This is a genomic window from Glutamicibacter sp. (genome assembly GCF_032154645.1).
Taxonomy (GTDB): Bacteria; Actinomycetota; Actinomycetes; order Actinomycetales; family Micrococcaceae; genus Glutamicibacter.
The window spans coordinates 24870-50297 of the sequence record NZ_JALDXV010000002.1 but is presented as its reverse complement, the minus strand read 5'-3'; the positions used below and the strand labels follow the sequence as shown (position 1 = coordinate 50297).

The 25428-nt window shown below is 60.2% G+C and carries 23 protein-coding genes; 13 read left to right on the top strand and 10 right to left on the bottom strand.

Going from position 1 to position 25428, the window contains the following annotated elements:
* Positions 1-3 precede the first annotated feature (3 nt).
* Positions 4-879 carry an aminodeoxychorismate lyase gene (locus RUH64_RS02110; RefSeq protein WP_313810936.1) on the bottom strand — a complete coding sequence of 292 codons (876 nt, stop codon included), beginning with the start codon at positions 877-879 and terminating at the stop codon, positions 4-6.
* A 186-nt stretch (positions 880-1065) separates the two neighbouring features.
* Here RUH64_RS02110 and cls point away from each other — a divergent pair, with 186 nt between their 5' ends.
* Positions 1066-2562, top strand: coding sequence for a cardiolipin synthase (cls, locus tag RUH64_RS02105; protein WP_396275969.1), 1497 nt, complete (start codon positions 1066-1068; stop codon positions 2560-2562).
* Between the two features lie 66 nt (positions 2563-2628).
* On the opposite strand, the gene RUH64_RS02100 is transcribed toward cls, so the two are convergent.
* The 4 genes from RUH64_RS02100 to RUH64_RS02085 form a co-directional block, all read right to left on the bottom strand.
* Positions 2629-4656 carry a chorismate-binding protein gene (locus RUH64_RS02100; protein ID WP_313810935.1) on the bottom strand — a complete coding sequence of 676 codons (2028 nt, stop codon included), beginning with the start codon at positions 4654-4656 and terminating at the stop codon, positions 2629-2631.
* A complete protein-coding gene (locus RUH64_RS02095; RefSeq protein WP_313810933.1) occupies positions 4643-5140 on the bottom strand; it encodes a low molecular weight protein-tyrosine-phosphatase in 498 nt (165 codons plus the stop codon). Before RUH64_RS02095 ends, RUH64_RS02100 begins: the two co-directional genes overlap by 14 nt.
* A gap of 115 nt (positions 5141-5255) precedes the next feature.
* A complete protein-coding gene (locus tag RUH64_RS02090) occupies positions 5256-5879 on the bottom strand; it encodes a LysE family transporter (RefSeq protein WP_313810931.1) in 624 nt (207 codons plus the stop codon).
* Between the two features lie 75 nt (positions 5880-5954).
* The gene (locus RUH64_RS02085; protein ID WP_313810930.1) at positions 5955-6425 is read right to left on the bottom strand and encodes a MarR family transcriptional regulator; all 471 of its coding nucleotides are present in this window, start codon (positions 6423-6425) and stop codon (positions 5955-5957) included.
* A 135-nt stretch (positions 6426-6560) separates the two neighbouring features.
* Between RUH64_RS02085 and RUH64_RS02080 the strand changes: the two genes are divergently transcribed.
* Positions 6561-8666, top strand: a complete 2106-nt coding sequence (locus RUH64_RS02080; protein ID WP_313810928.1) for an MMPL family transporter — start codon at positions 6561-6563, stop codon at positions 8664-8666.
* A 274-nt stretch (positions 8667-8940) separates the two neighbouring features.
* A complete protein-coding gene (locus RUH64_RS02075; protein ID WP_313810926.1) occupies positions 8941-10506 on the top strand; it encodes a DEAD/DEAH box helicase in 1566 nt (521 codons plus the stop codon).
* Between the two features lie 84 nt (positions 10507-10590).
* Here the strand turns inward: RUH64_RS02075 and RUH64_RS02070 are convergent, their stop codons facing one another.
* The gene (locus RUH64_RS02070) at positions 10591-10824 is read right to left on the bottom strand and encodes a PLD nuclease N-terminal domain-containing protein (protein ID WP_313810925.1); all 234 of its coding nucleotides are present in this window, start codon (positions 10822-10824) and stop codon (positions 10591-10593) included.
* 251 nt (positions 10825-11075) lie between these two features.
* Between RUH64_RS02070 and dnaK the strand changes: the two genes are divergently transcribed.
* The 4 genes from dnaK (at position 11076) to RUH64_RS02050 (ending at position 15089) form a co-directional block, all read left to right on the top strand.
* The gene (gene dnaK, locus RUH64_RS02065) at positions 11076-12923 is read left to right on the top strand and encodes a molecular chaperone DnaK (protein ID WP_313810924.1); all 1848 of its coding nucleotides are present in this window, start codon (positions 11076-11078) and stop codon (positions 12921-12923) included.
* A gap of 13 nt (positions 12924-12936) precedes the next feature.
* A complete protein-coding gene (locus RUH64_RS02060) occupies positions 12937-13509 on the top strand; it encodes a nucleotide exchange factor GrpE (protein WP_313810923.1) in 573 nt (190 codons plus the stop codon).
* A gap of 85 nt (positions 13510-13594) precedes the next feature.
* Entirely contained in the window at positions 13595-14563 is a 969-nt protein-coding gene (locus RUH64_RS02055) for a DnaJ C-terminal domain-containing protein (RefSeq protein ID WP_313810922.1), read from the top strand.
* Positions 14564-14660: 97 nt separating this feature from the next.
* Entirely contained in the window at positions 14661-15089 is a 429-nt protein-coding gene (locus tag RUH64_RS02050; protein WP_313810921.1) for a heat shock protein transcriptional repressor HspR, read from the top strand.
* A 126-nt stretch (positions 15090-15215) separates the two neighbouring features.
* On the opposite strand, the gene RUH64_RS02045 is transcribed toward RUH64_RS02050, so the two are convergent.
* Positions 15216-15983 carry an IclR family transcriptional regulator gene (locus tag RUH64_RS02045; RefSeq protein ID WP_313810920.1) on the bottom strand — a complete coding sequence of 256 codons (768 nt, stop codon included), beginning with the start codon at positions 15981-15983 and terminating at the stop codon, positions 15216-15218.
* 253 nt (positions 15984-16236) lie between these two features.
* On the opposite strand from RUH64_RS02045, the gene RUH64_RS02040 reads away from it, so the two are divergent.
* The 4 genes from RUH64_RS02040 to RUH64_RS02025 all read left to right on the top strand — a co-directional run bounded on the left by RUH64_RS02040 (position 16237) and on the right by RUH64_RS02025 (position 20672).
* Positions 16237-17889, top strand: a complete 1653-nt coding sequence (locus RUH64_RS02040; protein WP_313810919.1) for an OPT/YSL family transporter — start codon at positions 16237-16239, stop codon at positions 17887-17889.
* A gap of 86 nt (positions 17890-17975) precedes the next feature.
* Positions 17976-19043, top strand: a complete 1068-nt coding sequence (locus RUH64_RS02035) for a DUF917 family protein (RefSeq protein WP_313810918.1) — start codon at positions 17976-17978, stop codon at positions 19041-19043.
* Complete coding sequence (locus RUH64_RS02030; protein WP_313810917.1) at positions 19040-19765, top strand: AroM family protein; 726 nt, start codon at positions 19040-19042, stop codon at positions 19763-19765. The genes RUH64_RS02035 and RUH64_RS02030 overlap by 4 nt, the downstream gene beginning before the upstream one ends.
* A complete protein-coding gene (locus RUH64_RS02025; RefSeq protein WP_313810915.1) occupies positions 19758-20672 on the top strand; it encodes an aminopeptidase in 915 nt (304 codons plus the stop codon). The genes RUH64_RS02030 and RUH64_RS02025 overlap by 8 nt, the downstream gene beginning before the upstream one ends.
* A 186-nt stretch (positions 20673-20858) precedes the next feature.
* Here RUH64_RS02025 and RUH64_RS02020 read toward each other — a convergent pair whose 3' ends face one another.
* Together RUH64_RS02020 and trmB are read right to left on the bottom strand one after the other, a co-directional pair.
* Positions 20859-21488 (bottom strand): GNAT family protein, encoded by a 630-nt coding sequence (locus RUH64_RS02020; protein WP_313810913.1) that lies wholly within the window; start codon positions 21486-21488, stop codon positions 20859-20861.
* A gap of 52 nt (positions 21489-21540) precedes the next feature.
* Complete coding sequence (gene trmB / locus RUH64_RS02015) at positions 21541-22398, bottom strand: tRNA (guanosine(46)-N7)-methyltransferase TrmB (RefSeq protein ID WP_313810911.1); 858 nt, start codon at positions 22396-22398, stop codon at positions 21541-21543.
* A gap of 130 nt (positions 22399-22528) precedes the next feature.
* Between trmB and RUH64_RS02010 the strand changes: the two genes are divergently transcribed.
* Both RUH64_RS02010 and RUH64_RS02005 read left to right on the top strand, forming a co-directional pair.
* Entirely contained in the window at positions 22529-22939 is a 411-nt protein-coding gene (locus tag RUH64_RS02010) for a YccF domain-containing protein (protein WP_313810910.1), read from the top strand.
* 30 nt (positions 22940-22969) lie between these two features.
* Complete coding sequence (locus RUH64_RS02005) at positions 22970-23992, top strand: hypothetical protein (protein ID WP_313810909.1); 1023 nt, start codon at positions 22970-22972, stop codon at positions 23990-23992.
* Positions 23993-24064: 72 nt separating this feature from the next.
* Here the strand turns inward: RUH64_RS02005 and RUH64_RS02000 are convergent, their stop codons facing one another.
* Positions 24065-25249 carry a TerC family protein gene (locus tag RUH64_RS02000; RefSeq protein ID WP_313810907.1) on the bottom strand — a complete coding sequence of 395 codons (1185 nt, stop codon included), beginning with the start codon at positions 25247-25249 and terminating at the stop codon, positions 24065-24067.
* Positions 25250-25428: the final 179 nt, after the last annotated feature.

The window sequence follows — 25428 nt, the reverse complement described above, 5'->3', positions numbered from 1 at the left end:
GGGCTAGCGAATTGAATCGGCAAGGGCGCTGAGCTGTGCATGCAGCTCGGCGTCCATCCGTATCGGCTTGGCGTCGAGGGTGCGCACCGGGGTGAGCAGGCGGATGGAGGAAACCAGCCATACCGCGTCGGCCTGGTAGAGGTCCTCCGGGCGCAGCGGTCCGTAGCCAAGCTCCCAGCCGTCCTGCCGTGCGGCGTCGAAGATGGCGCTCTGGGTGGTGCCTGGCAGGATCCCGGTCTCAAGCATGGGGGTCAGCAGGCGGCGGGTGTCGCCGTCGCGCTGGGCCAGCAGTACGGTGGCGGTGGGCGCCTCAAGCAGCACCCCGTCGGAGGAGGTGAAGATGACCTCCTGGGCGCCGTGCTTGCGGGCGTAGCGCAGGGCCGCCATGTTCACCGCATAGGACAGGGTCTTGGCACCCATCAACAGCCACGGGGCGCGTTCGGCAAGCTTCGAATCATAGCCGCGGTCAAGCAGCAGCACATCCACGCCGCTGTCGCGCTGCTGCTGTCCCAGGGTCGGGGCAGGAGTCACCGTCACCCAGCACACCGCCGGGTCTTCGTCGTGTTCGCCGCGCATGGCCACGAGCTTGACCACTGCCTCTTCGGATCCGCCTGCGGCATCGTAGTCCGCCACCGCGGTGTCGATGGCCGAACGCCAGCTGATTTCCTCGGGGATCACTAGGTCGCAGGTCTGCGCGGACACTGCCAGGCGAGCCAGGTGTGCGTCGACCTTGCGCACTGTCTGCTGGGTGTACAGCATCGATTCAAAGACGCCGTCGCCGCGGGTCACACCCTGCAGCGACACCGGAAGGTGCGCGGCGCTGATATCGGCAAGGCGGCCCGCGGGGTAGGCAGGATCAAGGAAAACTAGTGAACTCATGAAACAAGATTATCGAATCTTGAACCGATGCTTGTTCGCGGGCTCGTCATTTTCCCGCTATCGCTCACCAATAAGTTCTTCAGGATTAGATAGGCTAAGCGGAGATGATCTGTACAGCTATTGATCAGCTGATTAGAACTTTGTCTCGATGCAGGGGCGAAGAATCGTACTTGAGGGGGTGCCGCCATGTGGCCGAGCAACGACGTGCTGATGCAGATTGGCGGCGTCGTGTGGAGCACATTGGTGGCCGCCGAACTGGTGATCAGGTACTTCATGATCGGCATCGTCCCGGGCAACCGGCGCCCCACCACCGCCATGGCCTGGCTCCTAGCCATCTTCTTCATTCCGGTCATCGGCCTGGTCGCCTACTGGCTGTTCGCCAACCCTAGGCTCTCGCGGCGACGGCTGGAAAAGCAGAAGCGCGCCCATGACGAAATCATGCGCGGCACCGCCCACATGCGGCTACCCGAGGAATTCCACTCCAAGGAAGAATGGGTGGAATCGGCGGTGACCCTGAACCGCAACCTGGGCGCCATGCCCTTGGAAGGCGGAAACACCATAGAGGTCATCTCAGATTACCGCGGCTCCATGGAGGCGATGGTCAGGGAGATCGACAAGGCCAAGCGCTACGTCCACATCCAGTTCTACATCATGGGCGACGACCCGGACTATGTTGACCCGGTGCTTGATTCATTGGAGGCCGCGGTGCAGCGCGGGGTCAATGTCCGCCTGCTGTTCGACCATCTGGGAACCCTGCGGGTCAACGGCTACCGCGACTTCAAGAAGCGCTTGAAAAGCTCGGGCATCAACTGGCGCCCGATGCTCCCCATCGATCTGATTGGACGGCGCTGGCGCCGGCCGGATCTGCGCAACCACCGCAAGATCCTGGTCATCGACGGCTCGGTGGCTTTCACCGGAAGCCAGAACCTGATCGAACCCGGGTACAAGCGCAAGGCGGCGCACAAGGTTGGCCGCGAATGGGTGGAGATGATGCTACGGGTTGAAGGCCCGCTGGTGCGCAGCCTGGATGTCACCTTCGCTACCGATTGGTGGCAGGAGGACGACAATCAGGAAGTGCTGCTGGACATTACCGAGGCGAGGCACCCGCTGCCTCGGGAGGAACGCCCCGGAACCACGCTGGCGCAGGTGCTGCCCAGCGGTCCTGGCTTCGGCGTGGAAAACAACCTGCGCCTGTTCAACTCGCTGATCTATTCGGCCTCAGAGCGGCTGATGATCACCAGCCCCTACTTCGTCCCCGACGATTCGCTGCTTTATGCCATCACCACCGCCGCGCAGCGCGGTGTGGAGGTCGACCTGTTCGTCTGCGAAGAGGGCGATCAGTTCCTGGTCCATCATGCGCAGCAGTCCTACTATCAGGCTCTGCTGGACGCCGGCGTGCGCATCTACTGCTACCCGGCTCCGATGGTGCTGCACACTAAGTGCTTCACGGTGGACAACGAGGTGGCGGTCGTAGGCTCCTCGAATATGGACATGCGTTCCTTCAGCCTGAACATGGAAATCTCGGTCATGCTGCTGGGCCAGGACATGGTTGATGCGGTGAACAAGGTGCAGAACGACTACCGCGCAATTTCCAGCGAAATCACCTCTGCGCAGTGGCGCCGCCGGCCGCGGACGCAGCGCTGGATCGACAACGTCGCCCGCCTGACAGCTACCCTGCAATAGCGTCAAAACAGCGCCGCCGGGCGCCTTGATTGAAGGGGAGGTGCCGTGCCGTTCGTGCTGTCTGGGCTACTTGGAACCGTTGGCTGCGGCGAGCGGGAACGAGGAGCCGAGGGCGCCGAGCACGCCCACCGACTTGGTGATCACTTCATCCCATTCGTCCTGGGCGTCCGAGTCGGCGGTGATCGCCCCGCCCAGCCCCAGGCTGAGCAGCCAGCCGTCCTCCTCCAGGCGGTCGCAGACCAGGGTGCGGATGACCACGGAGAAGTCGGCGGACCCGTCCGCACCCAGATATCCCACGGCTCCCGAATACAGGCCGCGGGCCCGTGAATCTTCCAGTTCGTCCAGGATGTTCATGGTCGACAATTTCGGCGCACCGGTCATGGAGCCCGGGGGGAAGGCTTCAAGCAGTGCCTGCGCGGACAGCGCGCGGTCCCGCAGCTGTGCATCGATGGTGGAGACCATTTGGTGCACCGTTGCGTAGCTTTCGATCGCGCACAGCCGGGTGACGCGCACCGACCCGGGATGGGAATGATGCGAGAGGTCGTTGCGCAGCAGGTCCACGATCATGATGTTCTCCGCACGGTCCTTGGCGCTCGTGGCAAGATCATGCTTCAGCACCGCATCCTCCGCCGGGTCTTCGCCGCGCCGCCGGGTTCCTTTGATGGGTTCGGCGCGCAGCAGCCCGGTGGCCGAGAGGCTCAGGAAGCGTTCGGGCGAGATGCTGGCAACCTCGGTGGGGCCGAGCTTCAGGTAGTGCGCAAACGGTGCAGGGCTTGAGGTGCGCATCCGGCAGTAGGCTTCGAAGGGGATGAACGACTCCACGCGGGCGCTCAGCTGGGTGGTCAGGCAGACCTCGTAGGTGTTGCCCTCATAGATCTCATGCTGCGCCCGGGCGATCTTCTGCTTGTATGCTTCCTGGGTGTCGGCGCAGCTGAAGTGGATGGGTGCCAGCTGGGCCGGTTCGCGTCGCGAGGTGCCTACTGCCAGCAGTTGGGAATCAAGCCACGTGGCGAACTCCGGCTGCGCATGAGCCGTCAGCGTGTTGGACCAATGGTCGATGACCAGCACCACGTTCGGTGCGAAGAAGCGGGCGTCATCCCGGCGCACGCCGTCGGCGATGACTGCCGCGATGTCCCGGGCGCCCACCTCGCGCTTGAGCTCATAGCCGAGGTAGCCGACCCATGCAGGCAGCGGATACGCAGCGGGTTCGATGTCGGCAGCCGGCCAAATGTGTCCCAGTGCAGAAAAGAAGCTGGAGCCCATGCGCAGGGTGCTGTCGGCGATCTGGATGGTGGTTTCGGCGCCGCTGGTGCGCAGCAGCGGGTACTCTTCGCCAAGCGCCAGGGCGAGCAGGGAATACTGGTTGCGCTGAAGCGGATCGGGCAGGTGGTGGCTCGTCGACTCAAGCAGTGCCGCGTGCTCTACCCCCTCGGCAAGGAGCTCAAAGAGCGCGGCGGCATCCGCAGGAGCTGCATACTCGCCGAGCAGTTCAGGGGCGGTGGAGCCATGGGCGTGGACGCCGAACTGCTCGCGCAGGTTCGCCGGCAGGTAGGAGGCGAGGTTTAGGAACTGTTCCAGAGCGAGGGATGCACCGTCGGTGGATAGCACCAGATCGGTATGCCGCCCCGGTGCGTCGCTGGCAATGTAGGAAGTTTCCTGGTCGGCCCAGCGCTGCCAGTGCGGTGCATAGGTTTCGCCATCGCGGGCCAGGGCCCGTTTCTTGCGCTGAGCTTCGGGTGCTTCAAGCCAGATGCTGAAGTCGATCCAGGCGCTCGCGGCGCGGTTGGCCGCCCCGACGCCCTCGATAATCACCACGGCGGCCGGGGTGAATTCCTGACTGCCGTCCACTATATTCGTATCCCAGTTCCAGGTGGGGAACGAAATGCTTTGGCCGGAGGCGAGCGCTGGAAGCAGCCGACTATAGCGCTTGCAGGCGTCGAGAAGTCCATCCCAGCCGTGATAGGTATCTTCTAAGCGCAAGACGGCAACACTGGTATGGTGCGCCAGATGTTGAGCCAGGGACGACGCGAAATTGCTCTTACCGGAGCCGGAGCGTCCGTCCAGGGCGATGATGAAGGGTCTAGCGGTTTCCACGAGAGGCTATATTACTCCGCACATAGTCAACTAGCGCAGGCAGGGAAGCCGCCACAAGCTTCCACGTCTCCCGGAAGTCGCCGGCGTCCCCGTACCAAGGGTCGTAGACCCCCTGATTTTCGTGAGGTTCACTGGCGGCTGCTGGATCGAAGGACCTGAACATCCGCAGCATTGGGCGTTCGCTCGGATCGATATCTGCAAGGACCGGAACCAGATCTTCAAAGTGGTCGGTGTCCATGGCCAGGACCAGATCCATATCCGTTAGCTCGTCGGCGGTGAGCTGGGTGGCTATATGCTTCGAAGCGTCGAGGCCGTGGGCACGCAGGGTGCTTGCGGCGCGGGCGTCGATGCCCTTGCCGACCTCTCCGTCGGTGACGGCTCGCGAGCGCACTTCGACATCCTTGACCTCGGCGTCACTCAATGCGTTTTTCAGCATGTACTCCGCCATGGGAGAGCGGCAGATATTCCCCGTGCATACGATCATTATCCGGAACATGAATCAGTCTAAACACAGATCACCGCGTAGATCGAGAGGCACGCGCCAGATTATCTGCAACGAATTCGCAACTATCTGGAGCCACTCAGAAAACAACGGATGATCAGTGGATTAGCAGCAGCATGCCAGCAACCAAAATGAACAGGACGCCGAAGATGATGTTGAGTATCTTTGCGCCGCGGGCCGTGGCGGTGAAGCGCTGGAAGCTGCGCGCAGTGCCTGCAAAGAAGAAGAACATCACCAGAACATCCACCACGATGACGGTGCCGATGAAGATCAGATACTGCGGAAGCAATGGTTCGTCGGTGCGGATGAACTGCGGGGTAAAAGCGAGGAAGAAGACGATTGCCTTTGGATTGAGCAGGTTGACCAGAATGCCTTGGCGCATCATGGCCATGGGGCTCAGGACCTTGCCGGTGCTCTTGCCGTCAGAGGCGACATCCGGTTTGGAAAGGATCATTCGGATACCCAGGTACACCAGATACGCGGCACCGGCATATCGGATGATGGCGAAGAGCAACGGGGAGCTGGCAACCAGGAGGCCCACACCGGCTGCAACGATGAGCACGTGGATCAGCAGTGCAATCTGTTGGCCGATCACACCCCAGATGGAGGTGCGCCATCCCTGGCGCATCGAATTGCTCATGGTGTTGATTGCCCCTGCGCCGGGGGTGAAGCTGATGACGACGCAAGCGCCGAGCAATGACATCCAAAGTGAAAGTTCCACCCACCTAGGCTAGTGGGAGCGGGGGAGCTTTCGACAATTGGGTAGCACCGTTACGTATGGGCGGAGCCTGAAATCTTATGCATCTTGTCCTTGTCCCTCCGCGTGGGCTGCGTCGACTGCCTTGATTGCCTGTGACAGAAATTCGTTGATTTGGCAGATGCGCTGGTCATCGTAGGACTCTATGACGTCTGTAAGGCGTTGACTCAGCGGTAGAAACATGCTTCGTCCCTCAATAAACGCTTTTTCCGTGAGGTTGATGATCGTTCCACGCCGATCCTCTTGCCTGCGTTGGCGTTGGATGTAGCCCAAGCGTTCCAACCTGTCGAGCATGGCAGTGGTTGCTGGGGAGCTGAGCTGAAGCAGGGCGCTGAGCTGGGATGGAGAGAGCTTAAGCCCATTGCGTTCGTTCTTCATCAGTGTGCTCAGCGCGCTGAGATCTCTGCGATGCATTGAGTTATGGGAAGCGGTAGCCTCAACGAATCGATCGGATGCCTGCGTGAAGTCTTGCAGCAACTGAACCAAAGTGTAGCGATCGCTGGACGTCATTTGATCATCCTAGTACTCACAGGATACTTCCATAATGGAATTACTTAGTTGCCATTCCATGTAGCGTTGCGCTTCAGCATCCGAAAAAATCGGGATGGCCGACCTTCAAAGTACATGAAGAATGGGGAATAACTGATGGGGAGACATCGAAGTGGTTCAGGACTGCGAATTCTTATCTACACGGTACTGATCCTTGCTTGGCTGGGAGCGGCCGCGGTGGGAGGGCCGACCTTCGGAAAATTGTCTACTGTGCAGACCAATGACCAGACAGCCTTCCTGCCAACTAGCGCGGAAGCCACTCAGGCACTTGAATGGCAGGAGAAGTTTCGCACGAGCGATGCAATACCAGCGGTGGTTATCATTGCTGATCCCGATTCGTTGGATCCGAAGGTGGCAACACAGCTTGCCGAGGGCCTGAAGGACTTTGAATATCTGGACGGCACTGTCACCGGGCCGTTCATGTCTGAAGACGGCCAGGCGGCTGAATTAATTGTTCCGCTGAAGAGCGATGTCAAGGCCGACGAGAGCGTCGAGGAACTGCGCAGTGAGCTTTCAAGCAGCGCTCCGCCGGGGATCGATGTCTATGTCACCGGCCCCGCCGGCTTCAGCGCAGATCTCGTTGAGGCATTTTCCGGGATTGACGGTGTTCTGCTGTCTGTTGCCTTGGGCGCAGTCCTGGTGATTCTGCTGATCGTCTACCGCTCGGTACTGCTTCCGATTGCCGTGCTCAGCACATCAATGGTGGCACTGTGCGCAGCCGTGTTGGTGGTGTTCACGCTCGCCAAAAATGATGTCATTCGGTTGGATGGACAAGCCCAGGGCATTCTGTCGATTTTGGTTATCGGAGCGGCCACCGACTATTCATTGCTCTTCGTGGCGCGTCATAAGGAAGCATTGATCGCGGGCCAGAACCGATGGTCGGCCGTGACTGCGGCGTGGAAACGGTCGCTGGAGCCGATTATCGCCTCGGGCGGAACCGTTGCCATCGGACTGCTGTGCCTGCTGTTTTCCGATCTGAACTCGAACAAAGCACTGGGCCCCATTGCCGCGACCGGCATCGTCTTCTCCGTCTTCGCCGCATTGAGCTTCCTACCAGCGGTCCTGGGGCTGCTGGGAAGGGCCGCGTATTGGCCGTTTATGCCCAAGCCTTCGCAGCAGCATAAACACGAGGCTGCACACCAAGGGTTGTGGTTCCGCATCGCAACGTGGGTGGCAAGATATCCGCGCCCAATCTGGGTAATCACCGCCATTGTGCTGGCCATTGCGGCCACCGGAACCCTGCAGCTCAAGGCCAGTGGAGTGCCTCAAAGCGAAATGGTCATCGGCGAATCGGAGGCGCGCACCGGGCAGGATGTCTTGGGACAGCACTTCCCCGGAGGCAGCGGTTCGCCTGCCACCGTGGTCGTTGCGCAGGATGAAGCCGATGAGATGCTGCAGGCCGTCACCGAGCTCGATGGCGTGGCCTCTGCCTATGCTCAGGCCGAAGACGGCGGTCCGGCAGTGGAACAACGAGGCGTAGAACCCTATGTTGTTGACGGCAAGGAGCTACTGTCGGTCACTTTGGAGGATGCCGCCGATTCCGATCAGGCCGCCTCCACCGTGGCGGACCTGCGGACGGTGGCACATCAGATCGATGCAGAGTCTCTGGTCGGCGGGCCAACCGCGACACAAATGGACAAGAATGCCACAGCAATTTCTGATCTGTGGAAGATCATTCCGCTGATCCTGATGTCAATTTCGCTGATCTTGATGCTTTTGCTTCGGTCCATCCTTGCTCCTTTGCTGCTCATTGCCTCCACGGTTCTTTCCTATGGCTCCGCCATGGGCGTCAGCGCACTGGTCTTCAACCACGTTTTTGACTATGTGGGGGCGGACCCTGCGGTTCCACTCTTCGGGTTCGTGTTCCTGGTGGCCCTGGGCGTCGATTACAATATCTTCCTGATGACCCGCGTCCGAGAAGAATCGCTGGTGCATGGAACGCGTGAAGGCATGCGCAGGGGCCTGAGCGTGACCGGGTCGGTGATCACCTCTGCCGGCATCGTGCTGGCGGCGACCTTCGCGGCCTTGGGAGTAATCCCGATCATGTTCCTCGGTCAGTTGGGGTTCATCGTCGCCTTCGGCGTGCTGCTAGATACCTTCGTGGTGCGCAGCCTGCTGGTGCCGGCGCTGGTCGAAGACATTGGTCCAAAAGTCTGGTGGCCGTCGAAACTGATGCATGAACGCCACCTTCAGGGGCGCTAACGTGGTGTAGATCTCCTGTGATCCGCTGCGTTCACAGGCCATTGCTAGGGCGGGCCGAAGCCATACACGGTAGAGTGGAATCTTGTGCATCACTGCATGGGGTCGATGGATTGAGCTTCGGACGCCCTGTCATGCACTCGTCGACAGAGTTTGATTTCCCTGCGCGATAACCCCGAGATGATCGGCGTTTTCAGTGCGCAGTTGCGGACTTCCTCCTGGATCGGCGAAACCCGACGTCGCTTGTGACGTGCGAATTCAGAGAGAAAGTTTGAGCATGACCTCTACTTTTAGCGCCCTTGGCGTGCCCGAAAACCTTGTTCAGGTGTTGTCTGCCAAGGGCATTGACAACCCATTCCCCATTCAGGAAGCAACCCTTCCTTCAACCCTTAACGGTGGAGACGTCCTTGGCCGCGGCCAGACCGGCTCCGGCAAAACCCTTGCTTTCTCCCTGCCGCTGGTTGCTCGTCTGGCCCAGCGTCCGCAGCGCCGCAAGGCCCGCTTCCCACGTGCCCTGATCATGGCACCGACCCGCGAGCTGGCCACCCAGATCGCAAAGACCGTTGAACCGCTGGCGGGCGTCAACAACCTGCGTACCACCGTGATCTATGGAGGAGTGGCACAGAGCCGTCAGGAAAAGGCGATGAACGAGGGCGTTGACATTGTCATCGCCTGCCCGGGCCGCCTTGACGACTTGATCTCGCAGAAGATCGTCGACCTGTCGCAGCTTGAAATTTCGGTGCTCGACGAAGCCGACCACATGGCAGACATGGGCTTCCTGCCGGTGGTCCGCCGCATCATGGACCGCATGCCCACCGGCATCCAGCACATGCTGTTCTCCGCAACCCTGGACAACGGCGTGGACAAGCTCGTCAAGCGCTACCTGAACAACCCGACGGTTCACTCGGTAGATGCACCGAAGGCCGCCGTGGACACCATGGAACACCACGTCTTCGTGATCCCGAACGATGACAAGAAGGAACTGGTCCGCGTCCTTGCCCAGGGCAGTTCGCGCCGCATCATGTTCATGCGCACCAAACACCATGCCAAAAAGATGGCGGTGCTGCTCTCCAAGGCCGGCGTTCCGGCTGTCGACCTGCACGGCAACCTGTCTCAGAACGCCCGCGACCGCAACCTCGCAGCCTTCTCTTCCGGAGAAGCAAAGGTTCTGGTAGCTACGGACGTTGCGGCGCGCGGAGTGCACGTGGATGGCGTGGAGCTGGTAGTCCACATCGATCCACCGGCGGAGCACAAGGCATACCTGCACCGTTCGGGCCGCACCGCACGTGCAGGTTCCAGCGGAGTCGTTGTCACCATCTGCACCCCGGATCAGCAGGGCGACGTCGCATTGCTGCTGAAGCAGGCGGGCATCAAGGTTCCTTTTGAAAAGGTCGGCGTTGATTCGCAGGCAGTCAAGGACGTCGTGGGCGAGGTTGCCGAGCTGGTTGCCTACGTTGCACCGGTAAAGCAGCAGCGCAACCCAGCCAAGAAGCGTCCAAGCGGCGAAGGACAGGCTTCGGGTTCTTCGCGCGGCGGTCGAGGCGGCCGCAATTCCCGCGGCGGCAAGCCTGCGGCGGAAGGCGCACCGCGCAGCGAGTCCAAGGGCCGTGGTGAGCGCGGGGCTAAGGCCGCCGGTTCGGAGCGTTCGGCACGTAATGCCCGCGGCACCGGCACCACCGAGCGTCCTGCGCGCGGTTCGCGTTCAGGCTCCTCGGAGCGCCCGGCAGCTTCCGGCCGTGGTGGCTCGCGGCAGAATTCGCGTTCGGGCGCGGCCCCGGCGGCTAACGGCGGACGCAGCCGAGGGCCGCGCCGTGCCTCCAGCCCGGCGACCCGCGGTCGCTAAAAACTCATAGTACAAAGCAACTCCCTCGTCGTGGACCAGAAATGGCCGCGGCGGGGGAGTTCTTTGTTGTACTGCGATGAAGGTTTAGTGCTTGCCGGACTTGCGGCCAAAGATGAAGTAGCTTAACGGGCCGAAGGTGTTGATGAAGTTCACTCCGGCCCAGACTGCCTTGCGGCCGCGGACCTGATCGCTCTTGCGGCGGATCAGATCAATCTGTGCTGCAAGGAACAACGTAATCTGCGCGGTGGCGGCCGTGATGATGCCTGCCTGTGCTATCGGGGAGAGTTCTGAGAACTTTTTCTTCTTAGCTTTTGCCATGATTCTTCCTTTGATCTGCGAGTTTCCCTTCCCAGACGGCTGGGGTGGAGAACGAGCGAAAATTTTTCTCGTTTCTGGGAATCATTCTGCCACCTGCCCTGTTGAATAAGACAGAACGCAAAGTTGAGTCAGGTTCGCTCAAGTTAATTTGACAGTCAATATTGGCTGAGTAAACTTGAGTGCAGAACGCTCAATGGGGGTACAAAGCCCTCAGCGTTAGACATTTTCAACCAAGGCAAAGGAGAGCCATTATGTCGCGTGCCGTAGGTATTGACCTCGGAACCACCAACTCCGTCGTATCCGTGCTCGAAGGTGGTGAGCCTACCGTTATCGCTAACGCCGAAGGCAACCGCACCACCCCGTCCATCGTTGCATTCTCAAAGGGCGGCGAAGTACTGGTCGGAGATATCGCCAAGCGCCAGGCAGTGAACAACATTGACCGCACCATCGCTTCGGTCAAGCGTCACATGGGTACCGACTGGACCGTCAACATCGACGACAAGAAGTACACCGCTCAGGAAATCTCGGCTCGCACCCTGATGAAGCTGAAGAACGATGCAGAGTCCTACCTGGGCGAAAAGGTCACCGACGCAGTGATCACCGTTCCTGCATACTTCAACGACGCCGAGCGCCAGGCAACCAAGGAAGCCGGCGAGATCGCAGGCCTAAACGTGCTGCGCATCGTCAACGAGCCAACTGCTGCCGCTCTGGCCTACGGACTGGAGAAGGGCAACGAAGACGAGCTCATCCTGGTCTTCGACCTAGGTGGCGGCACCTTCGACGTTTCCCTGCTGGAAGTTGGCAAGGACGACGACGGCTTCTCGACCATTCAGGTCCGCGCCACCGCCGGCGACAACCGTCTGGGCGGCGACGACTGGGATCAGCGCGTTGTCGACTGGCTGCTGGCACAGGCCAAGGCCAAGGGCGCAGACCTGTCCAAGGACAAGATTGCGCTGCAGCGCCTGAAGGAAGCTGCTGAGCAGGCCAAGAAGGAACTGTCCTCGGCTACCAGCACCAACATCTCCCTGCAGTACCTGTCGGTCACCCCGGAAGGCCCAGTGCACCTGGACGAGCACCTTTCGCGTGCAAAGTTCCAGGAACTGACCGCAGATCTGCTGGAGCGCACCCGCAAGCCATTCCACGATGTCATTGCAGAAGCCGGCGTCAAGGTTTCGGATATCGCCCACGTGATCCTGGTCGGCGGTTCGACCCGTATGCCAGCAGTTGCTGAACTGGTCAAGGAGCTTGCAGGCAAGGACGCCAACAAGGGTGTCAACCCTGACGAGGTCGTTGCCGTCGGCGCTGCGCTGCAGGCAGGCGTGCTGAAGGGCGAGCGCAAGGACGTTCTGCTCATCGACGTCACCCCACTGTCCCTGGGTATCGAAACCAAGGGCGGCGTGATGACCAAGCTGATCGAGCGCAACACCGCGATCCCGACCAAGCGTTCGGAGACCTTCACCACCGCTGAAGACAACCAGCCTTCGGTCTCCATCCAGGTCTTCCAGGGTGAGCGCGAGTTCACCCGTGACAACAAGGCGCTGGGCACCTTCGAGCTGACCGGCATCGCTCCGGCTCCTCGCGGCATCCCACAGGTCGAGGTCACCTTCGACATCGATGCCAACGGCATCGTGCACGTTTCCGCTAAGGACAAGGGCACCGGCACCGAGCAGTCGATGACCATCACCGGCGGCTCCTCGCTGTCCAAGGAGGACATCGAGCGCATGGTTCAGGAAGCCGAAGCCCACGCAGAAGAGGACAAGAAGCGCCGCGAGGCAGCTGAAACCCGCAACGCTGCTGAGCAGGCCGCCTACTCGGTGGACAAGCTGATCAAGGACAACGAAGACAAGCTGCCTGAAGAGGTCAAGACCGAAGTTCAGGGCGACGTTGACGCGCTGAAGGCTGCCCTGGAGAAGCAGGACAACGACGACGAGGTCAAGGCCGCGTTTGAGAAGCTGCAGGCTTCGCAGACCAAGCTGGGCGAGGCGATCTACGCTACCGCTCAGGCCGACGCCGCCGCAGGCGAGCAGGCTGCGCCGAACGCTGATGAAGACATCGTCGACGCCGAGGTTATCGACGAAGACGAAGCCGACAAGAAGTAAGGGAGTTTAGGTTATGTCCGAGGCACAGGACCAGAACGATAACTCCGGCGAGCAGCCGGAGAACCAGCCAGAGGCTGCTGACCAGCAGCCGACCGCTGACGCCCTGGGTCAGGCCGAGGCGATCCTGAACGAGGCCGGCGCCGAGGCCGAAGGCGAGCAGGTTGACGGCGGTGCGGTGGAAACCGAACTGCGCAACGACCTGCTGCGCCTGCAGGCCGAATACGTCAACTACCGTAAGCGTGTGGAACGCGACCGCGTGGCAGTGCGTGAAAACGCAGTCCAGTCGGTGCTGAGCACCCTGCTTCCGGTGCTTGACGACATCGATGCAGCCCGCGCCCACGGCGACCTCGTCGACGGCCCGTTCGCTTCGATCGCCAACAAGCTTGATACGATCCTCGCCCAGCACGGGCTGGAGCGCATCAACGAGGCTGGCGTTGAATTCGACCCGAACGTACACGAGGCGCTGCTGCGCCAGGCGGTGCCAGAGGTACCGGCCGACCACGTGGGACAGGTGCTGCGCAGCGGCTACCGCAAGGGAAACAACATCCTGCGCGCTGCCCAGGTGCTGGTCGCCACCGGCGAATAGCAACTAAGTAACACCATCGAAACTGCCCACTGTCGAATCTCGCCAGTGGGCAGTTTCGAATCGGTATAGAAAGGATGAGGCCCTGATGGCAAGTCAGGACTGGATAGACAAAGACTTTTACGCCATTTTGGGCGTCTCCAAGGATGCCAGCGATGCGGACATCAAGAAGGCGTACCGCAAGCTGGCTCGCAAGTACCACCCTGACACCAACGCCGGAGACGCAGCGGCCGAACAAAAGTTCAAAGACATTACCGAGGCCAACTCGGTGCTCTCCGACAAGGAAGAGCGCGAACAGTACGACGCCATCCGCGCCATGGGCTCCGGAGCCCGCTTCTCGGCGGGCGGACCGGGCGGGGCACCCGGCGGGGGAGCAGGCTTTGAGGACATCTTCTCCAACCTCTTCGGAGGCGGCGGAGGCGGTGGGCGCGGCCGCGGCGGCCAGCCGGACTTCTCCGACCTGTTCGGCGGGGGCGGCGGCTATGGCGGATTCGGCCAGCAGGCGCCGCCGCGCAAGGGGGCAGACCGCACCGCAACCACCTCGATTTCCTTCGCGGGTTCCATCAACGGCACCAAGATCGGGCTGCGCGAACCCAGCGGGGAAGTCATTGACGTGCGTATCCCGGCAGGCATCAAGGATGGCCAGTCGGTGCGCGTGCGCGGCCGCGGCCAGGCCGGCCCCGCAGGCAACGGCGATTTGATCGTCAAGGTCAAGGTGGCCGAGCACCCGTTCTTCAAGCGCGAAGAGAACAATATCCGGGTCCACATCCCGGTGACCTTCGACGAGGCGGTGCTGGGCGCGAAGATCCACGTGCCGACCCTCGATGGCGAGCAGGTGGCCATGAAGGTTCCGGCAGGATCCAACTCGGGGCGCACCCTGCGCCTGAAGGGTCGCGGAGTGAAAACCTCCAAGGCCACCGGCGACATGCTCATCGTTTTGGACGTGGTGATCCCGCAGAACCTTAACGATGAAGCGAAGAAGGCAGTCGAGGACTTCGCTGCGGCCACCGCGGGGGATGATCCCCGGGAGGACCTCGCGTCCAAGGCAAAACTCTAGGATCGGTTCGATCCGCAGGGTCTGTCGCCGCCATTTGGCATTGAGCCTGGCGGCGATAGACTCGAACTATCCAAGGCAGAAAGGTGGTTGAAGCAGCGTGAACGGGGAGTACCTACGACCTGTCTTCGTCATTTCCGTCGCCGCACAGCTGGCAGATATGCATCCGCAGACCCTGCGCCAATACGACCGCATTGGGCTGGTATCGCCCAGCAGGCAGTCCGGCAAACAGCGCCGCTACTCGCAGCGCGATGTGTCGCTGCTGCGTCAGGTGCAGTCGCTGAGCAAGGAAGGGGTTTCGCTTGAAGGCATCAAACGCATCCTCGACCTGCAAGACCAGGTTGCGCATCTGCAGACAGAGGTCAACGACCTGCGCCAAGAACTGAGCTTCGTGCGTCAGGGACAGTCGCGCATCTTCGCCGCAGGCACCATGGCAGGAGATGTCGTCTCGCTGGCCCGAGGGATGCGTCCCATGCGTCCCGAACCACCGGTCTCGCTTTTCCCGGTCCGCCGGGCCATTGGTCGATAGACCGAAGAGCCCTATAGCGCCGACTTTCACACATACCCATCAGGGAACCGCTTGGTTCCTTGATGGGTATGTGTGTTAAAGGGCGGTATCCAATCGCTCCGAGCGCCCTGGGCGACTGAGCGGAAACTAGTTTGCGGCGAATGACAGCCAATAAGGATCGCCGATTTTCCTGCCAACGCGCATGGCGGCGTCCCTGACCTTGGTTCCAAAGCCGTTGGCCAGTGCATCATCGAAGTCATGTGCGGGCAGCGCGATGCCAATGCCCAGGGGTTGTGTGCTGCCGGGTTCAAGGACGGCGGCGGAAATGCCCGCGACGTTGGTAACGAATTCCCCACGGGACAGTTCCCAGCCACGGGAGCGAATGGACATGAGCCGGGCCAGCAGATCATCTAGGGTGCGCGGCGCCTGACCGACAGGCTCAAAATCGCTGTCTAGCCGTGCGGTAACGTCCTCGTCGTCCAGCCTGGCGAGGATCGCCCTGCCCATCGAACTGGCATAGGCGGCCCCCCTGGTGCCTACCGGGGTATAGGCCTGCAGCGTGCCCACGGTACCTGTGCGCATGTGAGTCACCATTGTTTCGCGCCCATCAAGCATATTGATGTAGCAGGTATAGCCGGTATCTTCGACAAGGCTTGCCACCTCGTCTTCAAGCAGCGACGCGACGGTACGCGATCCGCGGAAGTGGTATGAGGCCTCGATGACCAGGGAACCGGGCCGATAGGCCTTGGTGTGGGGGTCTCGGTCGAGGAATCCGTAGTTCGCCATCATCGTCAAGGTTCTTGAAACGGAACTTTTGGGTGCTCCCAATGCTTCGGTCACTTCGCTGACCGTTAGATCACGTTGCATCCGCACCATCAGCTGCAGGACATCCCGCGCATTGGCTAGCGTGCTCATAGTTCCTCCCCATTGCTTAGAACTCCGACTTTAGTACGTCTGACCAGACTTTGTTGTGTAGTGAACCGGGTGTGGACGCCATAGGGCAGTTCGTGATCGTTGCATGGCCCTTGACATGTGATTCACTCTACACCCATAATTCCATATAGTTGTTCGTTGTTCTATATTTTGGAACAAGATGGTGTTGAAGACATCATCAGCGCAGACATCAATCACGCTTCTTTTCGAGAATCCATCGACAGGAATTCCTCACATGACTGACCCGACTGAGCTCTCCGCCCAGCGCTCTACCCCAGAGGTCCATCCCCGAGCACTTGCCCCACGAAATCTGGTACTGACCATCATTCTGAGCATTTTCGGCGCCATAGTTGGCGTGCAGGTGCTGGCCAGCGTGGGTATCACCCCGAGCACATCGATCATCGGCGCGCTGGTTGCCATGACATTGGCCCGCATCCCGCTGGTCGTTTTCCGTGGCTTCCGTTCGGTGCACGCCCAAAACTTGGCCCAGACCAGTATTTCCTCGGCGACATTCGGCGCCGCCAACAGCCTGTTCCTGCCTATCGGCATCCCATTCTTGTTCGGCCTGCCCAACATGGTGGTACCAATGCTGATCGGCGTCTCGTGCGCAATGCTTCTTGATGCGTGGCTACTGTACCGAATGTTCGACACCCGCCCATTTCCTGCCCGCAATGCATGGCCCCTGGGCATCGCCGCAGCGGAGACCATCATCGCCGGCGATCAGGGCGGCAAGCGCGCAGCCATTTTGGGCGGAGGCATCGTCACCGGTGCGCTGGGAGCCATTTTTTCGCTTCCGATGTCTGCCTTCGGCGTCGCTTTGATCGCAAATGTGAGCGCGATGATCGCCTTCGCCGTTGGCCTGTTGATCCTGCAATACTGCGAGGTGTTGACCGGGTGGGATCTCACCGCGGACTACGTCCCGCACGGATTGATGATCGGCGCCGGCATCGTCGCGCTGATTCAGGTGGGACGCATCATCTTCAAGTCCCACAAGGACTCTAAGGCGAAGCCGGATGCACAGCAGGAAAGCGCTGCACCCGAACTAACTGCTGAGTCCCGCGGCACGAACCGCAATGCCGATGACCTCCGATTGGGCAAGGCGCTGCGCTTGGGTGCGGGCGGCTACCTTTTGATCACCATCGCGTTGACCCTGGGCACCGGCATCGTGACCCAGATGAGCGTGCCAATGCTGATTGGTTTTGTCTTCTACGCAACCCTGGCGGCCTTCGTGCACGAGTTCATCGTTGGCATCGCCGCAATGCATTCGGGCTGGTTCCCAGCGTTCGCGATTGCCCTGATCACCTTGGTGATCGGCATCTTGATCGGTTTTCCACCGGAAGCACTCGTTGTGCTCGCTGGATTCACCGCAGCGACTGGTCCTGCCTTTGCCGACATGGGGTATGACCTGAAGGCCGGCCACATGCTGCGCGGCGAGGGCAAGGACCCACGCTTCGAATTGGACGGACGACGCCAGCAGATGATCGCCGGCATGATCGGCTTCGCGGTAGCCATCGTCGTGGTGCTGTTCTCCTACCAGATGTACTTCAACGAGGGGCTCACCGCCCCGATCAACGCGGCCTATGTAGCCGCGATCCACGCCGGTGTATCATCCGAGACCGCCGTGCAATTGCTGATTTGGGCTATTCCAGGAGCCATCTTGCAGATGGTTGGCGGGTCAAAGCGCCAGCTGGGAATCATGCTTGCCACCGGACTGCTCATCTCCACCCCGTGGGCTGGATGGTTGGTAGCCGCAGGTGTGGCAACCCGATTGATCATCAAACGGATCTATGGGGACAAGGCGAAGCAGAGCGTCGAGGTCTTTGCCGGCGGAGTCATTGCCGGCGATGCCCTGTACTCCTTCGGCAAGGGCGTCTTCAAGGCGCTCTGACCGGTTGCATTTCACCCGGGCAACAGCGGGGCCGGACCTGCCGGGCAGACCCCTTTCAATCATCCATACACGACGGAAAGACTACGATGACTAGACGCACACTGACCCAAGAAGACGCCATGAATGCTATCTATGGAGGCTGCATCCTCGGCGGCGGCGGAGGAGGTCTGCTCACCGACGGGTTGAACAAGGCGGCCAGTATTTTCCCGGCTCATGCGCCGGTACTGGCGAGCCTCGATGAATTCGACGCCGACGCCGTGGTGCCCTGCGTGGCATTGGTGGGAGCTCCGTCAGCCAAGAAAATGTACCTTGATGCCGAGCAGATGATCGACACGGTTCAGCGGATGCGCACAGAAGTTCCCATCGTAGCCCTGATGACCAATGAAAATGGCGCCGCCACCACCATTAATGGCTGGCTGCAGGCGGCGGCCAACGGGCTGCCGGTACTCGACAGCCCAGCCAACGGCCGGGCACACCCGACCGGCTCTATGGGAGCGCTGAACCTGTCACAGGTGGAGGACTATGTTTCCTTCCAAGCCTTTGCCGGAGGCGAAGGCCCGCGGCGGGTAGCCGGTACGGTTTCTGGCAGCCTCGACCTGGCATCCAGCACCGTACGATCGGTATCCATTCAGGCTGGTGGAATGGTAGGAGTATGCCGCAACCCGGTAGACATCGCATACCTGTCTGCGAATGCGGCGCCGGGAGGCATCAGCCAGGCTATTGAATTGGGAAAGATCTATTCTTCTCACGCCGCTGGAGCAGCCCGGATTAGCGCGATTCTTGACTTCCTCAACGGAACCATCATCTCTTCGGGAGTAGTCAATGAATTCCGAATGGTTGAATCCGGAGGGTTCGACGTGGGCGCGGCAATCATCGGCGACCTCGAACTGACCATCTGGAACGAGTACATGACCGCCGAAATTTCAGGTGAACGAGTGGGAACCTTCCCAGATTTGATTATGACCTTGGACAGCGAAACCGGTGCGCCTGTGGTCAGCGCAGAACTGGCAGAGGGCCGCGAGGTAACGACCATCCTCGTGCCTGCCAATCAGCTATTGCTCAGCAGCACCATGAGCAATGCAGATCTTCTCAAAGCCATCGAACCAGTCATCAACAAGCCGATCCTCGCTCATACTCAGGCAGGCGCTCGATGACCGCCGAAAGCGAGGTCTCGGGATCGAGACCTGCCACGCGAATCGGATTCCTCACCATTGGCCAATCTCCCCGTCCGGACATGGTCGCTCCCTTTGGTACCTTCGCGGACATCGACCTGGTGGAAGCAGGAGCGCTAGACGGCGTTGACGGCGAACAGTGGAAGGACCGGGCGCCCATAGAAAACGACTCCTTCTACATTTCGAAATTGAATAGCGGCGAGTCTGTACAGATCAACAAGGATGAATTGCTTCCGCTGCTGTCGGCAAAGCTTGAGCATCTCTCCGGCGAGGTCGACGCGATTGTCGTAGCCTGTACCGGAAGTTTTCCCGAGCTCAGCAGCCAAACGCCCATGATCTATCCAGACCAGCTCGTCACCGGGGTCGTTCAAGGACTGTCGTTTGTCTCTCATCTAGGTTTGATCATTCCACTGGCAGATCAGGAAGAGCTGGTCAGGGACAAATGGCGGTCTTTCCCCGGACAGATCTCGCTCGAGGCTTCGTCGCCCTACGACGGACTCGACCCAGCGAAGGCCGCGCTGAGGCTGAAGGAACAAGGTGCGCAACTCATTGTGCTCGACTGTATGGGTTATTCACCATCGCACCGAGACAGGGTGCGTTCCGCGACAGGGCTGCCGGTCCTTCTCCCGCAGTCGTTGCTCGCCGCCAACGTTCGTGAGTGCTTTTCCACCAACAATTCACTAAGGACCCTCGTAAATGACTGACATATCCACCGTGGTAGCGAACATTATCGCCAACAACGTCCCTGTTCACGACTATGAGCGTGTGCTTGTGCTGTCCGATGATTCAACTGCCGCGGTTGCTGAAGTTTTTGTTGAGGGACTGCTGTCGCAGGGTGTTGAACCGATGGTCCATCAGATGGCCGACAGAACGAAGTCCGGCGAAGAGCCTACGTCGGCAGCGCTGGACGCCATTCTCTCTGCTGATTTGGTCTTCGCCATGACGAAGCATTCGCTGACGCACACCGCCGCGCGAAAACAGGCTAATGCTCAGGGAACGGCCTTCGTGACCATGCCGGGAATCACCCTTGAGATGCTGACTAATGGGGCTATGACGGCAGACTATGTCAGGGTCGAAGAGGAAACCTTGGCAGCAACCGCCAAGCTAACTTCCTGTTCCCTCGTTCGCATTCATTCCGGAGACGACCTGGTGCTAGACGTGCCCATCTCCGAACGGCCTGGGCTGGCAAGCACGGGGGTCTATCTTGCAAAGGGAACCTCGGGGAACCTTCCAAGCGGTGAGGCCTACATCGCGCCGGATGAAGGGAAGGCGTCCGGCCTGCTCGAAGTCAACGGTTCCATCGCCGGGATCGGACTCGTGGAAGAGCCCACGATCCTCAGCATCGAAAACGGCCGCCTCGTCGGTGCAACGGGAGAAACCGGCGCTCGACTCTTGGACATGCTTGGTGATGGGCTGGGACGCAATGTCGCCGAACTGGGCATTGGCACGAATCATGCAGCGCGTGTCATTGGGAACATCCTTGAGGACGAGAAAGCCTACAATACGATTCACGTGGCGTTCGGGTCGAACAACACCTTCGGTGGGACCGTCGCCGCTGGAGTTCATATCGACTGCATCGTCTCCGCTCCTAGCATCGAATGGGTATCGTAGCCAGAAAACTTTGCTTTCTTGCCGCAGGTCGGCGGTCAAGGATTGGGACGGGTCCGACACCGTACCCATAGTTGTCGGATCCGTCTCGGACTCTGGACCCAAAGCCGGATAATCAGAGAACAACACTCCAGAGCGCGCAGGGGATGTCCCTGTGCGCTCTGGATTTCCTGTTCCTTGGCACCGGTGTTAGATCCGCCCGTGGCGGCGGAGCCTAGCCTCCAGCTGCGTACGCACCGCGGGCCACTCATGGGGCAGAATCGAGTAGATCACCGTGTCGCGCAGGGTGCCGGTCTTCGGATCATACTTGTGATTGCGCAGCACCCCATCCTGCTTGGCGCCCAGCCGCAAGATTGCAGCGCGTGATGCCTCATTGTGCCAGTGGGTGCAGAATGCTACTGAAAAGCAGCCGAGCTCTTCGAACGCGCGCCGCAGCAAAAGGTACTTCGCGGCGGGATTGATTCCCGTGCCCTGAGCGGGAAGACCTAAGAATGTCGAACCAATTTCCACGCGACGGTTCGTCGCATCGATATTCAGGTAGGTTGTCGCGCCAACGGCTTGGCCGGTGGATAAATCGATGATGGCAAAGGGAGCGACCGTGCCCGCCTGCTGATTCTTAAGCCGCGCCCTAATATTCGCCTCCATGCCCTCAGCCGACGGCGTGGAAGCAAACCAGGCCTCATCAAGCCGGTCCCGCTCAACGACCTCGGCAAGATCGGCACAGTGCTCCAGGCTCATCTGCTCCAATCGGACCCCGGCAAATTCCATGGTCGGTGCCGCGGCAAAGTCGGATGTTGGAACAACAGAAAAATGGCTCATGAAACCCACCATAGGGTTCACATGAGCCATTCAAGGTATTTGTTGCGGGACCTTAGCCGATGCGGGTGTAGGCCAGGTCGAAGACCAGGCGTCCGGCCTTCAGCGCCTTGCCCTCGAAGCTGGTCAGGATGCGGCGTTCGAAGCGTGGTGCCCAGCCTCCCTGCTCGTCCACGAAGTCAGGTTCCGGATCGAAGCCTTCCATGCCGTTGACGCGCACCTTGGTCAGGTTCGACTCAACGCCTGCGAGGTTGCCGGGGTATTGGTTGCTGAAATCCGGATGGGCATCGAGCACCTCGCGCATTTGCTCGGCATAGTTCGACCAGTCGGTGGCAAGGCGCAGCGTGCCTCCTGGCTTGAGCACGCGGGACACCTTGTCCAGGAAGGACGCCTTGATCAGGCGGCGCTTGTGGTGGCGCGGCTTGTGCCAAGGATCGGAGAAGAAGATCCAGATCTCATCAGCACTGTTTTCCTGCAGCATGACATCCAGAACCTCGGGGGCGTTTGCCTGCACCGCGCGGACGTTCTCGATACCGAAGGACTCGACCTTCAGCATCAGCTGGGCTAGGCCCGGGCGGTAGACCTCGACCGCAAGGTAATTGCTTTCCGGGTCGTCCTTGGCAGCGTTGGCGATGCATTCGCCCAGGCCGGTGCCGATCTCCACGATCAGTGGAGCGGTGCGGCCGAAGGCCTCGTCGGGATTCAAGACGAAGTCATCGGCGACGGAAGTATCAGCGATCTTGCGGGGAGGCTCGATCACGTATTGATCGGCATTGCGCTCCCAAGCACTGGCTCGGCGGCCCTGCAAGCGGTTGCCGCGGCGGACAAATGAGACCGGTTCAGCCCTGAAAAGTGCTGGGTCTCGTGGTGCCGACGCCTGAGGTTGCTGCTGTTCTTCGCTCGATTCGCTCATGATCATTAATTCTAGACGAGCTTCAACGCGGTCGAAGAGCACGATGGTAGGGGATTGGCCACGTGGATCAGGGAAGAATCGGGGGTTATCCCTACTAGCTGCGCCCGGGCAAGTAGACGAGACTGGGTACATGACTGATTTTCTGCGCGGAATCTTGAACATTATTTGGCTGATTTTCGGCGGCCTGTGGCTGGCCCTGGGCTATGTATTGGCCGGCATCATCTGCTGCCTGCTGATCGTGACAATTCCCTTCGGCATTGCCTCGTTCCGCATCGCCGGCTATGCATTGTGGCCCTTTGGCCGCACGGTAGTCGACCGCGGACCGGTCGGAGCATTCTCCACCATCGGCAATGTCATCTGGGTCCTGGTCGCCGGCATCTGGATTGCCATCGGCCACATCCTGACCGCGATCCCGATGTTCCTGTCGATCGTCGGCATCCCGCTGGGCATTGCCAACCTGAAGATGATCCCGATCTCGCTGATGCCCTTGGGCAAGGCAATCGTCCCTTCCGACTACTACATCGGAACCGTCCGCCGCTAATCTCCGCGCGGCGATGAATGTTGGGTAGTAATGATGAAACAACAGGCATCGCCGCGCAGCGGCGGCAGCCGAGACCCGGGGATTTTTCCACGGATCCTGGTAGCACTCACCGCCCTCGGCGTCATGCCCTATTTTCTGTTAAAGGTCGCGTGGATCTTCGGGGCGCAGTGGGGGATTGAACACACCTCAGAACTGGGCGCCGCGGTGGTGCTCACCGGCAATATCATCACGGCGGTACTGGATGTGCTGTTGGTGGCGATGATGTGGGCGTTGGGGCGCCGGGCAGCGGTGAACATCCCGTGGTGGCTGATCCTGATTCCATCATGGTTCGCCGCGGGCCTGCTGCTGCCCTTTATCTTTACCGGGCCGGTCATTGCCGCCATGGTCCTGAACGGCAACGGGACTACCGACGGAACATTGTCTTTGTGGGTCGGCCCGCTGGTCTATCTTTCTTTTGCAACCCAAGCTGTTGGCGTCGTGCTCATGCTCGGCTGGTATCTGCGGCGCCGCTGGGGCCGCAGCCTTGAAGCCCACGGCGCACACGAACAGCTTCCGCTGCAGCACGGGTTCACGGCGCTGCTCTTGGGTATTCTCGGAATCCTCGTCGCATCGCTGCTGTATTCGAGCATTCGGTGCTTTGCCCGGGCAACGACGCTGATGCAAGATCAAGCCGCATCGGGCGACCCGCAGCGCAGCCTTGCCTGGCTGACGGACTACTCCAATTCGGCCTTCGCCATTACCGCCGTCATCGGGCTGTTGGCGCTGCTCAGGCAACTGCTCCGCGGCCGTGGTTTCACCCAGGTCGGTGCCCGCCTGAAATGGTGGCCGATCCTGCTCCTGGCCGCCTCCGGGGCCGCGTTGGCAGGAAGCGCGCTATACGCAGTGGTGCTGTTCGGCATAGGGGCCGGGACAAGTGGACAGGGGCAGGAACTCTGGGAGCTGCTGCTGTTGTTCAGCTCCGGAATACTCTGCGGCGTCGGTGCCCTGCTAGTCATCGCGAACGGACAGCATCCAAGGGCGGTATTCACCAGTTTGCAAGCTTCTTCGCGGTAACTGCCTTTTGTCGAGACAGAAAACCGCTGGCCGCTAGTTTAATGAACTAGCGGCCCGCGGTTTCGTCGTTGCCTAATTCTTTAGGAACTCATCATGCTCCTGGTGGGCGTGGGCCACCTCGGCGCGAATCTCTTCTATGTCCTTGACCTTGTCGCGGTACTTCTTATCCATGGTGTTCACGTACGCTTCCTCTGCGAGCAGCAGCGAGTACACGTGCTCGCGTTCGGCCGCATCGGTGGTGTAGGACAGATCCAGGTAGTTCTTTGCGTGCCTGCGGACGTTGTTGACTGCGGTCTGGGCCTTGCCAGCCTTGCTGAACAGCGAAGCAAGAACCGTCACGATCAATACGCCGATGATCACGCTGAGCGAGAGTCCTGTGGAGATTTCGACTACCTGTACATGCTGGCCGTCGTTGATGAACGGCAGGTTGTTCTCATGCAGTGCGTGCAGCACCAGCTTGACGCCGATGAATGCAAGGATTGCCGCCAGTCCGTAGGACAGGTAGATCAGTCGATCCAGCAGGCCGTCGAGCAGGAAGTACAGTTGACGCAGTCCCATCAGGGAAAAAGCGGTAGCGGTGAAAACGATGTAGACATTCTGGGTCAGGCCGAAGATTGCAGGGATCGAATCCAGTGCGAAGAGGATGTCGGTACCGCCGATGGCCACCATCACCAGGAGCATCGGGGTCAGGACCTTCTTGCCGTCGACCCTGGTGAACAGCTTGTCGCCGTCGTAGGTGTCGGTGGTGTGGAAGAGCTTCTTAGCAAGGCGGATGATGAAGTTGTTCGCCTCATCGCCCTCGTCGTCCTTCTTCAGCAGGTTGCCTGCGGTCAGCAGCAGAATGATGCCGAAAATGTAGAAGACCCAGGCGAACTGGTTGATCAGAGCGGCACCGACGAAGATGAATGCGGTGCGGGCGATCAGTGAGAAGACGATGCCGAATAACAGCACCTTTTGCTGGTCCTCGCGTGGCACCCGGAAGCTCGCGATGATGATCAGGAAGACGAAGAGGTTGTCCACCGACAGCGCCTTCTCGGTGATGTATCCCGCGAAGTACTCGGCACCCATGTCGATGCCGCCGAAGATCAGGACCAGGACGCCAAAGACCAGGGCAATGCCCACATAGATACTGGACCAGATGGCAGCTTCACGCAGGGAAGGAACGTGCGCCTTGCGAATGTGGAAGAAATAGTCAAAGGCCAGCAGGGCCAGGATGACCACGATGGTGATCGTCCAGATTAAAGGAGAAACTCCCATGGGGAATCCTACTTTCGTAAGTTGGGTACAAGCATGAGCAGTAAGTCTCTTCGTCTGCCCAAAGGCTGACCGTGGGACCCGGCAGAACGACAATGTTCCACGTATTGACGGGTCAAACGCTTGTGAATACTCCCTTACGTGCTTCTAGCCTAACCTGAATCCTTGGATGATGAAAAGAA

What these genes read in the sequence shown, in the direction of transcription:
- RUH64_RS02110 (WP_313810936.1), bottom strand. Translation starts at nt 879, where the DNA reads ATGAGTTCACTAGTTTTCCTTGATCCTGCCTACCCCGCGGGCCGCCTT.
- cls (WP_396275969.1), top strand. Translation starts at nt 1,066, where the DNA reads ATGTGGCCGAGCAACGACGTGCTGATGCAGATTGGCGGCGTCGTGTGG.
- RUH64_RS02095 (WP_313810933.1), bottom strand. Translation starts at nt 5,140, where the DNA reads ATGATCGTATGCACGGGGAATATCTGCCGCTCTCCCATGGCGGAGTAC.
- RUH64_RS02085 (WP_313810930.1), bottom strand. Translation starts at nt 6,425, where the DNA reads ATGACGTCCAGCGATCGCTACACTTTGGTTCAGTTGCTGCAAGACTTC.
- RUH64_RS02080 (WP_313810928.1), top strand. Translation starts at nt 6,561, where the DNA reads ATGGGGAGACATCGAAGTGGTTCAGGACTGCGAATTCTTATCTACACG.
- RUH64_RS02075 (WP_313810926.1), top strand. Translation starts at nt 8,941, where the DNA reads ATGACCTCTACTTTTAGCGCCCTTGGCGTGCCCGAAAACCTTGTTCAG.
- RUH64_RS02070 (WP_313810925.1), bottom strand. Translation starts at nt 10,824, where the DNA reads ATGGCAAAAGCTAAGAAGAAAAAGTTCTCAGAACTCTCCCCGATAGCA.
- dnaK (WP_313810924.1), top strand. Translation starts at nt 11,076, where the DNA reads ATGTCGCGTGCCGTAGGTATTGACCTCGGAACCACCAACTCCGTCGTA.
- RUH64_RS02060 (WP_313810923.1), top strand. Translation starts at nt 12,937, where the DNA reads ATGTCCGAGGCACAGGACCAGAACGATAACTCCGGCGAGCAGCCGGAG.
- RUH64_RS02055 (WP_313810922.1), top strand. Translation starts at nt 13,595, where the DNA reads ATGGCAAGTCAGGACTGGATAGACAAAGACTTTTACGCCATTTTGGGC.
- RUH64_RS02045 (WP_313810920.1), bottom strand. Translation starts at nt 15,983, where the DNA reads ATGAGCACGCTAGCCAATGCGCGGGATGTCCTGCAGCTGATGGTGCGG.
- RUH64_RS02040 (WP_313810919.1), top strand. Translation starts at nt 16,237, where the DNA reads ATGACTGACCCGACTGAGCTCTCCGCCCAGCGCTCTACCCCAGAGGTC.
- RUH64_RS02035 (WP_313810918.1), top strand. Translation starts at nt 17,976, where the DNA reads ATGACTAGACGCACACTGACCCAAGAAGACGCCATGAATGCTATCTAT.
- RUH64_RS02030 (WP_313810917.1), top strand. Translation starts at nt 19,040, where the DNA reads ATGACCGCCGAAAGCGAGGTCTCGGGATCGAGACCTGCCACGCGAATC.
- RUH64_RS02025 (WP_313810915.1), top strand. Translation starts at nt 19,758, where the DNA reads ATGACTGACATATCCACCGTGGTAGCGAACATTATCGCCAACAACGTC.
- RUH64_RS02020 (WP_313810913.1), bottom strand. Translation starts at nt 21,488, where the DNA reads ATGAGCCATTTTTCTGTTGTTCCAACATCCGACTTTGCCGCGGCACCG.
- trmB (WP_313810911.1), bottom strand. Translation starts at nt 22,398, where the DNA reads ATGAGCGAATCGAGCGAAGAACAGCAGCAACCTCAGGCGTCGGCACCA.
- RUH64_RS02010 (WP_313810910.1), top strand. Translation starts at nt 22,529, where the DNA reads ATGACTGATTTTCTGCGCGGAATCTTGAACATTATTTGGCTGATTTTC.
- RUH64_RS02005 (WP_313810909.1), top strand. Translation starts at nt 22,970, where the DNA reads ATGATGAAACAACAGGCATCGCCGCGCAGCGGCGGCAGCCGAGACCCG.
- RUH64_RS02000 (WP_313810907.1), bottom strand. Translation starts at nt 25,249, where the DNA reads ATGGGAGTTTCTCCTTTAATCTGGACGATCACCATCGTGGTCATCCTG.